13 protein-coding genes and 4 pseudogenes are annotated in these 15,110 nt (G+C 34.8%); 4 read left to right on the top strand and 13 right to left on the bottom strand.

What is annotated here, in order from left to right; genetic code table 11:
- Positions 1-239 precede the first annotated feature (239 nt).
- From NSQ40_RS15370 to NSQ40_RS15400, 7 genes and pseudogenes are all read right to left on the bottom strand, one after another.
- A pseudogene (locus NSQ40_RS15370) lies at positions 240-491 on the bottom strand (DUF4073 domain-containing protein); the annotation flags it as partial.
- A 155-nt stretch (positions 492-646) separates the two neighbouring features.
- Complete coding sequence (locus NSQ40_RS15375) at positions 647-1,408, bottom strand: CPBP family intramembrane glutamic endopeptidase (RefSeq protein ID WP_003207597.1); 762 nt, start codon at positions 1,406-1,408, stop codon at positions 647-649.
- A 98-nt stretch (positions 1,409-1,506) separates the two neighbouring features.
- A complete protein-coding gene (locus NSQ40_RS15380) occupies positions 1,507-1,854 on the bottom strand; it encodes a DUF4260 domain-containing protein (RefSeq protein ID WP_003198457.1) in 348 nt (115 codons plus the stop codon).
- 130 nt (positions 1,855-1,984) lie between these two features.
- On the bottom strand, positions 1,985-2,656 hold the full coding sequence (locus NSQ40_RS15385) for an ABC transporter ATP-binding protein (protein ID WP_003198455.1): 672 nt from the start codon (positions 2,654-2,656) through the stop codon (positions 1,985-1,987).
- On the bottom strand, positions 2,656-3,720 hold the full coding sequence (locus tag NSQ40_RS15390; protein WP_003207595.1) for an ABC transporter permease: 1,065 nt from the start codon (positions 3,718-3,720) through the stop codon (positions 2,656-2,658). Before NSQ40_RS15390 ends, NSQ40_RS15385 begins: the two co-directional genes overlap by 1 nt.
- Before the next feature lie 131 nt (positions 3,721-3,851).
- The gene (locus tag NSQ40_RS15395) at positions 3,852-4,142 is read right to left on the bottom strand and encodes a response regulator transcription factor (protein ID WP_003198452.1); all 291 of its coding nucleotides are present in this window, start codon (positions 4,140-4,142) and stop codon (positions 3,852-3,854) included.
- 118 nt (positions 4,143-4,260) lie between these two features.
- Positions 4,261-4,953 (bottom strand): annotated as a pseudogene (locus tag NSQ40_RS15400) (ABC transporter ATP-binding protein); the annotation flags it as partial.
- Here NSQ40_RS15400 and NSQ40_RS15405 point away from each other — a divergent pair.
- The 4 genes and pseudogenes from NSQ40_RS15405 to NSQ40_RS15425 form a co-directional block, all read left to right on the top strand.
- Positions 4,948-5,040: pseudogene (locus NSQ40_RS15405) on the top strand (IS6 family transposase); the annotation flags it as partial. The pseudogenes NSQ40_RS15400 and NSQ40_RS15405 sit on opposite strands and share 6 nt — an antisense overlap.
- A 356-nt stretch (positions 5,041-5,396) precedes the next feature.
- Positions 5,397-6,704 carry a condensation domain-containing protein gene (locus NSQ40_RS15415; protein ID WP_003207590.1) on the top strand — a complete coding sequence of 436 codons (1,308 nt, stop codon included), beginning with the start codon at positions 5,397-5,399 and terminating at the stop codon, positions 6,702-6,704.
- Between the two features lie 194 nt (positions 6,705-6,898).
- Entirely contained in the window at positions 6,899-7,807 is a 909-nt protein-coding gene (locus NSQ40_RS15420; RefSeq protein WP_003207587.1) for an alpha/beta fold hydrolase, read from the top strand.
- A gap of 65 nt (positions 7,808-7,872) precedes the next feature.
- Positions 7,873-7,959, top strand: a pseudogene (locus NSQ40_RS15425) (IS6 family transposase); the annotation flags it as partial.
- A 205-nt stretch (positions 7,960-8,164) separates the two neighbouring features.
- Here NSQ40_RS15425 and NSQ40_RS15430 read toward each other — a convergent pair.
- The 6 genes from NSQ40_RS15430 to serC all read right to left on the bottom strand — a co-directional run bounded on the left by NSQ40_RS15430 (position 8,165) and on the right by serC (position 15,023).
- Positions 8,165-9,541 carry a sensor histidine kinase gene (locus NSQ40_RS15430; RefSeq protein ID WP_003198598.1) on the bottom strand — a complete coding sequence of 459 codons (1,377 nt, stop codon included), beginning with the start codon at positions 9,539-9,541 and terminating at the stop codon, positions 8,165-8,167.
- Position 9,542: 1 nt separating this feature from the next.
- Complete coding sequence (locus NSQ40_RS15435; RefSeq protein ID WP_003198595.1) at positions 9,543-10,214, bottom strand: response regulator transcription factor; 672 nt, start codon at positions 10,212-10,214, stop codon at positions 9,543-9,545.
- Between the two features lie 234 nt (positions 10,215-10,448).
- A complete protein-coding gene (locus NSQ40_RS15440) occupies positions 10,449-11,135 on the bottom strand; it encodes a formylglycine-generating enzyme family protein (protein WP_003198593.1) in 687 nt (228 codons plus the stop codon).
- A gap of 359 nt (positions 11,136-11,494) precedes the next feature.
- Complete coding sequence (locus NSQ40_RS15445) at positions 11,495-12,742, bottom strand: DUF1015 domain-containing protein (RefSeq protein WP_003207584.1); 1,248 nt, start codon at positions 12,740-12,742, stop codon at positions 11,495-11,497.
- Between the two features lie 13 nt (positions 12,743-12,755).
- Entirely contained in the window at positions 12,756-13,928 is a 1,173-nt protein-coding gene (locus NSQ40_RS15450) for a phosphoglycerate dehydrogenase (RefSeq protein WP_003198589.1), read from the bottom strand.
- A gap of 12 nt (positions 13,929-13,940) precedes the next feature.
- The gene (gene serC / locus NSQ40_RS15455) at positions 13,941-15,023 is read right to left on the bottom strand and encodes a 3-phosphoserine/phosphohydroxythreonine transaminase (protein WP_033796254.1); all 1,083 of its coding nucleotides are present in this window, start codon (positions 15,021-15,023) and stop codon (positions 13,941-13,943) included.
- Positions 15,024-15,110: the final 87 nt, after the last annotated feature.

Consider the following 15,110-nt stretch of genomic DNA (forward strand, 5'->3'; position numbering starts at 1 on the left):
AGAAAAGTCTTCAGTAACCAAACAATCCTAATGGATTTTTAGCCTGAATTATTTTCAGGAAACATTTCTCAGTATACTTGATTCATTGTAGTAAAGCGACTCTAATGATTTAAAAAACATGATTTCCCCTAACATTTCACTTACTTTTTTATAAACGCACAAAAAAGAGCTTTATCATAACATAAAAGCCCTTTTTATATAGAAGATATACATTATTACTTTCATACTACTTTTCTAAACTATTTATTAGCTGAAAAATGAACAATCCGTGTTAAACCTGGATGTAAATTCCTTTCTCCTTTATGGCGCACATATACCGTTTGATCCCCTTCAAATTTTGGAGGATTCCCCGCATTATATGTATGACATTCGTTTGTTCCTTCTATAGAATATTCCATGTACTCTATTGCACCGACAAGAATATTCTTTTTATCATCAGCTATTACATCGAGTTCCATTTGCGTCATTTTCCCATCATGAATAGATCGCTTTATCACGCTGCAGACAGCGTTCGCAAAATAAAATTGTGCCCAGAGAGCAGCATTTAAAATCCACGATATAACATGTCGGTAAGTTATATCCCTTAATAGGGGACTTAAGGTTTGATGAAGGGAAACTCGAAATAGGTTTCCTTGCTTTATCTTTGTTAACCTGTTAATAAAGTACTTTTTCTTTTTATCACTAATTTATACACTATAAAGACGCAAATTCCAAAGATAAGAGTTGAACAGGCTGGTAAAATCTTATCATTTGGCACGTATACGCTCCAAAAAGAATTCATAAGTGCATGGAAAACTAGACACATAAAAATACTTTTAGTTGCATTATAAATTGTAGTATATATGAAGGATACGGCAATTATCGTGATTATAAAGTATATAAAATTTATTTGAGACTGGTTAGTGCCTGGAATGAACCATAACGGCAGGTGCCAAACAGCCCATATTATGCTCACAATCATGGTGCTTAAAAATGAAGAAAACCTTTTTTGAAGTGCAGGTTGCAAGAATCCCCTCCATCCGATTTCCTCAACTCCACCACCAATAATCATCATTGGAAAATTAAGTAATGCAACGTATAATGGCTTTTGCATCGTTGCCCCACCAAATAGCGTTGGCAGATAACAGCTAATAAAAGCTAGAACAATGAGCAGAATATACCATGCAAAATGATGTTTAGCGTTAACAATGTTTTTGATAAAAACTCTAAACTCCTCTCTTGATCCATATTTTTTCTTTAAACTAATTGCAATAATTGCTGGCATGATACCTCCGAAAACAAACAATGTCATTGCTAATGGAGTACCGAATGTGGTAATGTCCCATTTTATCAAGCTAATTAATAGTCCCCAGAGTATCCATGTAAATATGAACGTGCATATTAAGTATCGTTTCATATCATTATTCATATACCTATCCCTCTTTGTCGCGATTAGATTTTAAAATGAATATAGCTTGGTACATAAAAAGATTCATATGTATGATAAACGTTTATTCCTACTGTATTTTATAACTTCTGAATATGCGTATCCTTAAAATCCGTTTGATATTTAAGACCATATCCGAACAGACGATCCATTCCAATATGAGCTGTCCAAATTAAGCCGATCATAAGGGTCACATCTGATTTTAGAAATAAACCGATCAAAATCAGTAATATTGATACTATGTAAGTATGAAACAGGTTATAAATCTGCGCACCAATACGATTATTAATAAGATATGCTAGCATTGAAACATCAGGTACTAAAAGCAACAAGAAGAATATTAACCAGCTAAACTCATTTAATGCATATATATAAATGGTTGCTATTAAGACAATAAGCCCTTCCATATGTATGATTTTTTTCTCCATATTTTATCCTCCTCCCTTACAAACGACAGAATAATAAGACTATTATAACATTTAATTCCAAAACCAGTCTAAACGAATTATCATGTACAAAAAAGCACAGGAATCCACCCTGCGCTTTTTCTTATACTACCTATACTAACTTTCCGTCACGTAATGTTAAGATGCGATCACATACATCAAGCATTCTTTCATCATGCGTAATCATAATTGCTGCTTTTTGACTTTCTTTTACTTCTCGTTTCATCATTTCGACAACTTCGCGCCCACGTTTTGAATCAAGGCTTGCTGTTGGTTCATCCGCTAATATTAAATCTGGATTATTCATGAAAGCACGAGCAATTGCAACCCTTTGTTTTTCTCCGCCAGATAATTGATTTGGATAATGATTTTTTCTTTGAGATAATCCAAATGCAGCTAACAAATGATCCACACGCTTTTCGGATTCTTTTCGGTCTTCTTTCTTTAATTTTGCAATGTAGAGTAATTGTTCTTTTACATTTAAATAGGGAACAAGATTTGCAAACTGAAAAATGAACCCGATTTTTCTTAAACGAATATCTGTCATTTCCTTTTCTGATAAACGCGTAATATTTTGTTCACGAATGTAAATGTTTCCTTTTGATGGTGATAATAACGCACCAGCAATTGATAACAAAGTACTTTTCCCTGATCCAGAGGGACCAACAATACCGATAAACTCTCCCGCCTTCACATCAAGTGAAATTGGATGTAGAGCAGTTACTTCGGTATTTCCTTCTCCGTACACTTTACTTACTTCCTCTAATTTTAATAATGAAGTCATTACATGCCACCTCCAATTGCTTCTAGTGCATCAACTTTTAACACTTGATATAAGGAAATAAGTGTTCCTAGAATACTAATGACAATAAAGATTCCTGCATATTGGCCAATCATTGTCGTTGTTAATAAAAATGGCATGCTTTCTGGCAAAATCTTTTGCAATCCTTCTACTAATACAATGCTTATCCCCATTGCAACAACAGATAAGAATAATGCTTGCACAACTAAAGTATTTGCTAAATACGAATTTTTCGTTCCAATTGCTTTTAATACACCTAATTGCTGCGTTTTTTGTAATGTAATGACATAGAAGAACACACCGATTAATAAAGCAGCAATCACAAGCAAGAACGCAATAATCATTGTTAATGTTCCTTGTTCTTCTTTATACCCTGGAATACTTTGAAGAACTTCTTTTTTCTCAATCACATGTGCATTTTTCACTTCTTTATCAGTACGAAGTGCAATTGCGCTATAATCCTTTTGATTTGGCTGCGCAATTTGTCCCCATACATCTTGATTCACATAAACAACAGGTGTGTGACTAAACATTTGATCTTTCGTAAAGCCAACGATTTTGAATTCCTTTTTCGAAACTGGATCAATAATTGTATCGCCAATATCTATGCCTTTTTCTTTAATCGATTCGTCAGCAACCATTTCATCTTGTGCTGTTCCTAATGCATTCCCTTTCACAATCTTTGGTTCCAAGAACGTGTCACGTTCACTTGCAAAAATTGCAATATCAACCTTTTTTGAACTATCCTTCTTTTCATACGTAGAAACCTTCACATGAAATGGCACAGCATCTTTTGCATCTACTTGCCCTACTACATCATCCACATCTTCTTTCTTTATTTGTGAACGGAGTAATTTATTTTCTGCATCATCTGCTAATACAAATTTTGTTGCATCCATATTTTGAATTGATGATGCATTATCATACGATAAACCATTTGCTAATCCAGAAATCACAAGAACTAAAAATGATAATAAAATCATGATGAGCCCGATTAATCCATATCTTAATTTTGATTGTTTTAATTCACGCAGAGCTAAAAACATTTCGCTCGCTCCTTCCTATTTCTTTCTATGTACTCATCTTAAAAAAGAAATATGAACGGAATATGAACAAAAGATTACAATCAAAAAATTACCATTGAATGAAATGTATTGGATTCAAGCCCATAGTTTCATTAACGATTTCTATAATGAGGTTGAATATATCCTAATTGTATTCCTTTTGTTACAGCTTCTAATGAGGATGAAACATCCAATTTATCAAATATATGTTGAATGTGGTTTGATATTGTGCGTTCACTAGCATATAACATAGTAGCAATTTCTTTACGCTTATATCCACCACATAGTAACTGTAAAATTTGTTTCTCACTATCGGTTAATTCTTCAACATAGTCCATAGACATTGGAAAATAACAAATACCTTCGTTAATTTTAATTAAAATTTCCAACAACTTATCTGGCATAATATTTTTATTAATAAAGCCACTGAAACGAAATAGAACGAATAGAAGGAAAAGTTATTCTTCAGATTCTTTGTTGCTATTGTTAATAATCCCACAGTCATGCCTTCCTCTCACACTCTTAGTTATATCGATTTTCATCAATTTTTGAGATTTCTTTTAATATCTCTTCAAAAAATTCTTTTCTACCCTTTTCGTTTCTTTTTAATTCTTTCAAAATATTCCCATCCTTAAATATTAAGATTCTACTTGAAAAACTTGCTGCATAAGCGTCATGGGTTACCATTAAAATTGTTGTATGAAGGTCCTCATTAACCTCTCTTAATTTTTGAAGTAGCTCTGTTGCAGAGTTTGAATCTAACGCGCCAGTTGGTTCATCTGCAAATAATATACTTGGCTGTTTCGCAATCGCTCTTGCTGCCGCAACCCTCTGTTTTTGTCCTCCAGAAAGTTGACTAGGGTACTTTGATAATTGTGCGAATATGCCAAAACGCTTTGCTAAACTTTCTATAGTCGATTCGATTTCGTTTGGAGATTTGTTTAACAGAGTAAGTGGCACAGCAATATTTTCCTGCACCGTTAAACTATCAAGTAAAAAATACTCTTGAAAAATAAAGCCTAAATGATCCTTCCTAAAATCCGCCGTTTTGTTATCATTAAGTGTTTTAATATTGACACCATTTATCAAAACATCTCCATCTGTCGGTGTATCAATAGTTGATAGTATATTTAATAAAGTTGTCTTTCCAGATCCTGAAGCACCCATAATACCAATAAATTCACCTGATTCAATATCAAAAGATACTTTATTCAGTCTCTATATAAACAAAGGCGAAGTCTTCAAAGAGACTCCGCCTTTTCAACGTACAATGAACTTCAACAATTACTAGCTACTTCTTAAACATTGCTCCTCATTTACCAACCTGTTTATGCTTTTTTCAAACTTTGCAACAGAATCATTCGTTTGGTTTTTTGACAATATCCAAACGTTATTATAAAATGTTTATATATGTGTAAACGAAATAAATTTATGTTTATTTATATTCATAAGAGATAGGAAATGTTAATAACAATAAAGAAATGGGTATACCACCAACAAAGAGCTGCAAAAAGAATGGAACCAGTACGGAAAAGATGCTTTCATGATTGACATACTAGAAAAATAGAAAAGAAGAATTATTAGCTCTTGAAGAAAAGTTACAACCATATGGAGAACGGGGTTATAACCAAAAATAGTCTTAAAAAGGGGAGAAAATTATGGAACAAAGAAAGTATCCAGTAACACCTCAAGATCGAATGAATTATATATTAGGTCTTTATTCGGCAAATCAACAAATTAATGCAGTTCTTTATTTTCCTGTAGGTATATCAAAGAACATACTTGAACAATCAGTAAGGATAACGTTACAATTGCAGCCGGTTTTGAACAGCCGTTTTGTAGAAAGTGATATTCCTTACTGGGAGGAACATTCATCTGGTACTAACTCACCTATTTGTCTTTTTGCAGAAGGAAATGATCAAGAACTTGAAATGATGGCAATAGATTTTATTAAGGAATCTGGAGATCGTATTCAGGGGCCTATGGTTCAAACAAAATTATTACGAGGCACTACAACAAATATGTTAGTGGTGAAATTATCCCATCTATGTTCAGATGGTGCAGGAGTCAAGGAATATATTAATTTGTTGGGAGCAATTTATACTCAACTTTACCTGGGAAAATCTAAGGATCAAATTATAAAGGAATTTGGTGAGGGGAATGAGAGTTTTCGTGATCAATCACCTGTTTTCAAATATGCTGGAATACCAGACGTAAAAAGTGCCTATCGTCCTAACCAAGAACAACAGGCATCGTTATGGTCTTTTCCATCTCAACCGAACAAAAATATATACCCAAAAATGGCGGTACGGCGGTTGAGCCATGAGCAAACTCTACGTCTAATCCAATGGACAAAAGCACAACAGGCTACCTTGAATGATACAATCATGACTGCATACTTCCGAGCTTTATCACGTTTCACTGTGTATGCAGAACCTCGCACCGCAGAAAAAATGATTGGTTTAACAATTGATTTACGCCGATATCTTCCTAATCATACAACTGGTGCTATTTGCAACTTATCCGGTATGGAAATGCCAGTGATTAAAATGGAAGATGATGAATCATTTAATCAGACTCTAGCTCGAGTCAAACAATCAATGGATAAAATAAAATCTCAAAATCCAGGTCTTTCTTCAGCAGCAGGAATGGAGCTACTGGCAGGTATAAAGCTATCTGCGGTGAAAGAAATGTATAAGCAGCAATACGAACAGGCTTTACAGATGTGGATGGCATTGCCGTTACTTACAAATTTCGGGGTGATAGCAGATGAACCTATTAAGTTTGGTGAAGTTCAAGCTGAGGACGGGTATATGACATCACCTATTATGTATGCACCATTCTTTACAATGGGGGCAAGCTCTTATAATGGAAGACTTACATTTACGATTGGTTATCATACGCCGGATACATCAAAAGAAAAAGTAGACCAATTTTTAGAAAGTGTGGTTAATCAACTATCATAATTGTAATAATCATTACGTAATAGGGGTATCACCCCACACCCAACAAGCTAAGCTTGTATAAGTTTAATTTTACGTGAGATTTTTCTTTTTTCTAAAAGAGAGTTTTGGCTTAAAGAAGATAAATTTTCAATGGATTATTGCCATGAATATATTGATAAAGTTCATCAATATATTTGTAGAAAGGAGGAACTAAAATGAAGAGAGATGATAATAAGATTGGTCACTTTACATCTGAAAAAGGAAAGGAAGACTTTCAAATTGCCTACGATGAATCAATGGCACTTCTTCCAAAGCCTAACGATACGAAAGATATAAAAACTAAATATGGCACAATTCGTGCTTATTACTTTACTAAAGAGGAAAACAAACATAAGGAACCAATACTCTTACTCCCTGGACGTAGTGCATCTACTCCAATGTGGGTACCCAATTTAGAAGGGCTAAGGGAGAAAAGGCCTGTTTACACGATAGATTTACTCGGTGAACCTGGAATGAGTGTGCAAACGAAGGTGATTGAAAACCAAAAACAACAAGCAGAATGGTTAAATGAAGTAATTGAAGGATTAGGTTTAGAAAAAGTGCATATCGTGGGTGTCTCCATTGGCGGTTGGACAACAATGAATTTGGCCAGATATAATCCAGAGCATATTGCTACGGCTAGTTTATTGGACCCAGTCTTTGTATTTGCGCAAATGCCCATAAAGATGATTCTAGCATCTATTCCAGCTTCCGTCCCTATTGTACCTAAGTTTATAAGAGAAAAGATGTTAAGCTATGTATCTGGAGGAGCAGAAACAAATGACGATGAGCCTATTGCTAAATTAATCGAGTCGGGTATGCGTAACTATAAACTTAAAACGCCAGCGCCTGATCTATTTAGTAAAGAAGACTTAAAAAATATCAATGTTCCGGTGCTTGCATTAATGGCTGAAAAAAGTACAATGCACAATTCAGTAAAAGCAGTTGAAACTGGGAAAAAATATGTTAAAGATATCGATATAGTTAACTGGAAAAATGCATCTCACGCAATCAATGGTGAGTTCTCTAACGAAGTTAATGCCAGGATCCTTGATTTTGTAGAAAAACATTCTAATGACAACTAAGTTGAAAGTGGAAAACATGTTGTAATAACAACTTTACATTATCACTTTCATTTTTCATAATCGGTATAAAAAAGGGACAGATTGATTTACGGAATCAGTCTGCCCAAAATCAAAAAGAGTTCATCCACCAAGTGTTTGGACTTATAGCATAAAATACGATTTCACTAGGAATCTACTATTATCCGCGTTCTTCTTCATATATTTGCACCAGAACCGAAAATGACGTACCCATTTCCAAATGGCTACTTCCAACAATCTACCTCAAATGATTTACATATTTTCTTTTAACATTTTTATCATTTTATCCTATAAAAAAAGACTGATTTAAAGATTCCCTCTTCAAATCAGTCCTTCTCATCATTTCGGTAATTCAATTCGAAACGTCGTACCTTCCCCTCTTATACTCTCCACTGAAACTTTCCCATGGTGTAATTCAACAATTTTTTGCACAATGGATAAGCCTAAGCCACTTCCTTCCACATTACGAGCCCTCGCTGTATCCACCTTATAAAACCGATCAAAAATCCGCTCTACTTCTTCTTGCTCCATACCAATCCCGCTATCTGAAATTGCAATCACTACACTCTCTTCTAATTCTTCTACAGCAAATCCAATCGTTCCACCACTATCTGTAAACTTAATACTATTTGTAAAGATATTTGTCCAAACTTGATGAAGTAAATTTTCATCGCCTCTTACATTTATGCTAGGTACGTCAAATTCAACCGCTATGTCTTTTTCACGCCATTTCCATTCCAACATAAAAATGACATCTTTCATTTGTTTGTGCACATCAAATTCTTTTATTTGAAGAACCTTTTCCTCTTTATCTAAAGAAGCAAGCGTAAGTAACTGCTTACACAAACTAGACATCCGCTTACTTTCACCCTCAATAATTTGTAAATAACGTTTTCTTTCATCTTCTGTCATCTTTTCTGACTGTAGAGTTTTAGAAAAACCTTGAATCGAGGAAAGTGGAGATTGAAATTCATGAGACACGTTAGAAACGAACTCTTGTCTCATTTGATCTAACTCTTTTATACTTTTTGTCATTTTTTTAAAACTCGTAGATAATGTTCCAATCTCATCTTTTCGCCCTTCTTCTAATTCAATATCATATTCACCATTCGCAATTTTTTGCGTCGCTTTTGTAAATATGCGAATCGGACGAACGATATACCGCGCTGCGATTGCAATAAAAACGATACTTAATACAACAATAAATCCAAGCAATACCGCTAAGAAAATCCTCATTTCACCGAATTGTTGCTGAATATCAGGACGAATAAATAAGGCATATTGCTTATCACCATGTTTCAGCGGAACCCCTACGCTATTAATTAATTCATTATCAAAAAAGCCTGTTATAAATAGACGAGTTGGATAGGTAGAAACACCATTGTATGTTTTCCCTTGTAAGACTTTGTCAATGGTAGCATCACTAATCTTTATAGTCCGAAAAGCATTTCCAATTCGTTTCCCCTGTTTTTGATCATCTACTACATAAATCTCATAACCTAATTTCGCAATAGAATGTAAATACTCATCCTTATTTTCCTCAGTCTGTTTTTCATATAAATGTTTTACTTCCTCAGCGTAACGTAAAATCTTTTCACTATTATACGGTTTTAATTTCACTTGATAATAAACATTGGTTAATAAAAAACCAATGATGCTACTAAGAAGCATAATCCCAATCGTAATCAATGCAAATCTAGAATAAAGTGACTTCATCTTATTTCAGCTCCAACTTATAACCAAGTCCACGTACCGTTTTAATTTGAAAATCATCTGTTCGTTTTGAAAAACGATCTCGAAGACGTTTAATATGAACATCGACTGTCCGTTCATCTCCTTCAAAGTCCATCCCCCAAACAAGTTCAATCAACTCTTCTCTTGAAAACGTTCTTCCAGGATACCCTGCAAGTTGTGATAACAATTCAAATTCCTTTAAAGGAAGTAAAATCGTTTGGTCATTACATTTTACCTCAAAGCTTTTTCTATCAATCGTTGTTCCGTGAAGCGTGATAACGTCCGCACTCAGCATTTGATAACGACGAAGTAAAGCTTTCATACGGAAAATAACTTCCGCCGGTTCGAATGGCTTTACAATATAATCATCTGTTCCTGAAATAAATCCTTTTTCTTTATCCACCAATTGATCTTTAGCAGTTAATAAAATAACAGGTATATCATGATACTTTCTAATTTCTTCGCACAAAGTATATCCGTCAATAAATGGCATCATGATATCGACAACGGCCAGGTGAATATTTTCTTTTTCTAATATGGATTGCGCTACCTTTCCATCCTCAGCTTCAAAAACTTTATAGCCTTCCTTTTGTAAGTGGTAATGTAATAATTCTCTAATATGCCCGTCATCATCCGCTAATAAAATATGTATCATATTCGTTAAATCCTTCCTTGTTTATCCTTCTACACTATTACATTAAGAAACAATTGTGTTTTTTGCAAGAAAAAGCCCGCATTTAAAATTAAATATATGCAAATATTAACAAATATTACAAATGAAAGCCTGCACCTTCGATTACTAAGTAATTTTCGATACAGGCTTTTTTATTTAACCTTAGCTCTCCGTTCGTTAAGCTGTAAAACCCGAAAATCCGCTTGTTTGTAGGCGCTAAAAAGACCGAGCAAGACGGAATCCAAGGTCGTCAATGTAAAATGTCGGATGGCTACGACGACGACACGAAGCCCCACACCCCCTGGCCTCTTCAGCCCAGCTACCTCCTCGGAAAATTCGGTAGGATCCGTACACTTGTTCATCATATAAATCAAAGCACCACTCCCAAACATTCCCTAACATATCATATAGACCCCATGCATTCGGTTCCTTTCTTCCTACTTCATGGATTTTGCCCCCTGAATTTTCATTGTACCAGGCAATCTTATCAAGCTCTCCATATCTATAACCAGTAGTCCCGGCTTTACATGCATATTGCCACTCTGCTTCTGAAGGAAGTCGATAACCGTCAGATTCCCAATTACAAATAATGTTTTCACCATCATTACTTATAGAATAACACTCTTTCAGTCCAGCTTTCTGTGAAAGTAGATTACAAAAAGAAATTGCATCATTCCAAGAAATATTCACAAATGGTTTTAGATCTCCGTCAAAAGAATTGGATGACTTATTTGTAATAGCATAGTATAGATCCATAGTTACAGGATACCTTGCAAGAAGAAACGGTCTTATTTCAACTTTCCATTTGCTTTTTATTCTATCGTCTCTTAATTCTATTTCTCCCCCTGGAATTTTCACCATCTGATTGTCAATGTAACTCATTATTTCATTTGACACTCCCATTTCCTCCTAACAATCTTAATGCCGTAAATTTCATTACATCTAGAACCATTAGATCAATACAAAAATCATGTTGTTTTTGTAGATAACTACCCGTTATCCATTCATACAGCACAGGTACTACACCATAGAAGATGAAAATGGATAGAATGTGTTCATACTATTTTATGGTTGGAAGAGGAATTTCAATCAACTACGGTACTTTAGAACCTATCCCTTAGTTGAAGAAAGAATAGTATATAGCGTATTTTCATAAGTCGTCAATTATTACTATGTATCTTTAATTTGTACTTATAGTTTAAAAAAGATAGTAGGGATATTTAATCCTTACTATCTTTACTCCTAATCTTATGTCTTTTTGTTTAATTTAAAGAATGTATGAAAAGCCCACTACGAAGCTTCGGTTCAAACCAAGTGGACTTTGGTGGCATAACTTCCCCCGCATCAGCAATTGCTAATAAATCTTCCATTGATGTAGGATATAAAGCAAACGCTACTTTATAATCACCACGATTTACAAGGCGCTCTAGCTCCTCTAAACCTCGAATGCCACCAACAAAATCAATGCGGCTATCTGCACGTGGATCGTGAATTTGTAATACTTGACTCAATAAGTGATCTTGTAAAATAGAAACATCTAAACGTTTTACAACATCATAGGCATCAAATGTTTCTTCTTTCACAGTGAGTTTATACCACCCCCGATCCAAATACATGCCAAATGATTTTGGTTCAGTTGGTTTATATGGAGATACATAAGCTCTTTCTACATAAAAATAGTGTGAAATTTGCTGTAAAAATTGGTCCTGTGATAAACCATTTAAATCTTTCACAACACGATTATAATCCCAAATTGATAGTTCATCATGAGGGAATAAAACAGATAAAAAGAAATTAAATTCTTCTTCTCCTGTATAATTCGGATATTGTTCCCTACGCATTAACCCAACTTTCACAGCAGATGCTGATCGATGATGTCCATCTGCAATATATAAGGAAGGAATCTCTTCGAATGATTCTACTAATGCAGAAATCGCATCAATTTCTGCGATTTTCCATATTACATGCTCCACACCGTCATCTGCAGTAAATTGATAAATTGGCGTGTGATTTTTTTGCCACGTTGCAATTAACTTTGTTACGTCTTCTTTCGCACGATATGTTGAAAAAATTGGACCTGTATTCGCATTACATATATCAACATGACGAATGCGATCTTGTTCTTTTTCATGACGGGTCCGCTCATGCTTTTTAATTGTATTATCAGTATACTCATCAATTGATGTACAAACGACAAGTCCAGACTGCGTTCTCCCCTGCATTGTTAATTGATAAATATAAAGACATGGCTCTTCATCTTGAATCAATACTTCTTCTTGCATTAAACGTTGTAGATTTTCACTTGCCTTTTCATATACACTGTTATCATATGGTGAAACAGCCGGATCTAAGTCTATTTCAGCTTTATCAATATGCAAAAAGGAATATGGGTTTCCCTTTACAACTTCTCTTGCTTCTTCACTATTTAACACATCATACGGCAGTGCTGCAACTTGTGCAGCTTTATCAGATACTGGACGAATTGCCCTGAATGGTCGAATTGTCGCCAAATCTCTCTCTCCTTTATACAATCATTCGAACAGCTACTACACCTGTGATTTTCTTTATGTTTTCAACTACATTTTCTTTAATTATATCATCAATTCCATTATCGATATCAATCATTGTATATGCAAAAGAGCCTTTACTACGGTTTATCATATCAGCAATATTAATATGATGTTCCGCTAAACATCCTGTAATTTGCCCCACCATATTCGGAACGTTTTGATGCATAATCGTAATTCGTTTCTTTCCGACATAAGGAAGTTCTACATTTGGATAATTTACTGAATTACGGATATTTCCTGTTTCTAAATAGTCTCGTAATTGACGAGCAGCCATAACTGCACAATTCTCTTCAGATTCATACGTTGAAGCTCCAAGATGGGGTGTTGCCGTTACATTTCTCATTTTTATTACATTTTCATTTGGAAAATCAGTTACATAATGATTAATAATCCCTTCTTCTAAAGCTTTTGCTAACGTAACTTCATCCACAAGTTCTCCTCTTGAGAAGTTAAAGAGACGGACACCTTTTTTCATCGTTTGCACAGCGTGTTCTCCAATAATACCTCGCGTTTGATCTGTCAGTGGAATATGCAATGTAATATAATCACATGTTGCAAAGATTTCATCTAAACTAAATGCACGTTGTACATGTGTTGATAAGCGCCATGCTGTTTCAACAGATATATATGGATCGTATCCAACGACGTCCATACCAAGAGATAATGCGTCATTTGCGACAAGGGCACCAATAGCACCAAGTCCAATAACACCAAGTCGTTTTCCCGCTATCTCTGAACCAACGAATTGTTTTTTTCCTGCTTCTACAAGCTGCGGAACTTCTTCACCTTCTAATCCCGCTGTCCAACCAACCCCACTTATAATATTACGTGACGACATAATAAGACTGGCAAGAATAAGTTCTTTCACTGCATTCGCATTTGCCCCTGGGGTATTAAAAACAACGATACCTCTTTCTGTACAACGTTCTACAGGAATGTTATTTACACCAGCTCCTGCTCTTGCAATTGCCTTTAAATCTTTTGAAAATTCTTCTTGATGTAAGGAAAAACTTCGAAGTAGTATACCATCTGGATGTTCTAAGCCTTCTCCAACCTCATATCGCTCTCCACCAAAAATTTGCAAGCCCTTTTCAGCAATCTGATTTAATGTTTGAACGCGAAACATTTCCCCATCTCCCTATCTATTCTCTAGCTCAAAATCCTTCATGTAATCTACTAATTGTTGAACACCTTCTACCGGCATTGCATTATAGATACTCGCTCGCATGCCACCAACTGAACGATGGCCTTTTAATGTAACAAGCCCTAGTGTCTTAGCTTTTTGTAAAAATTTCTCATTTAAATCATTGGATGGTGTTGTAAATGGAATATTCATAAGCGAACGATATGCAGGATCAACCGGTGAAGTAAATAATTTTGATTCATCTAAGAAATCGTATAGAAGAGCTGCTTTTTTTCTATTTTGTTCTTCAATCGCGGATACGCCGCCCTGCTCCTTTAACCATTCTAATACTAGCTTCGCCACATAAATACTAAAGGATGGTGGTGTATTATATAAGGAATTATTTTTACTGTAAGTTTCATAGTTTAACATTGTCGGACAAGAAGTATCCGCTTTACCAATTAAGTCTTTTCTAATAATTGCAATTGTTAGTCCTGCTGGTCCTAAATTCTTTTGTGCTCCTGCATAAATGAAACCAAATTTCTCTATATCGTATTCTTCAGATAAAATATTTGAAGACATATCAGCAATAAGTGGAATATTCTCTAATTTCGGCAATTGAACATATTTCGTTCCTTCAATCGTATTATTCGTTGTTATATGTACATAATCTAGTTCTTTCGGAATCATTGAAACATCAACATGTGGAATCGTTGAAAAATGATTTTCTTCCGATGAAGCAATAACTTCTACTTCTCCAGTTTTCTTAGCCTCCTGTAAGGCTTTCTTAGACCATGACCCTGTAAGGACATATCCAGCTCTTTTATGTTCATTCATTAAATTTAATGGAACCATTGAAAACTGTAGCGATGCCCCTCCCTGTAAAAATAGCACGTCGTAATTCTCAGGAATGTGCATCAATTCACGAAGCAAGCTACTTGCTTCATCTATAATATTTTGAAACTCTGAAGACCGGTGACTCATTTCAATAACAGACATGCCTGTCCGGTTATAATTCAAAAGCTCCCTTTGCACTTTTTCTAAAACTGGCAAAGGGAGTATAGATGGTCCTGCCGAAAAATTGTAAACTCTCTCCATCAACTGTATGACCTCCCTGTTTCTATATTTATTAATTTTTAAACTTTCTGAATTATAACCTATATAAAATATACGGTCAATTTGTTT

Origin of the sequence: Bacillus sp. FSL K6-6038, from assembly GCF_038050455.1 — a bacterium.
Lineage (GTDB): Bacteria > Bacillota > Bacilli > Bacillales > Bacillaceae_G > Bacillus_A > Bacillus_A pseudomycoides.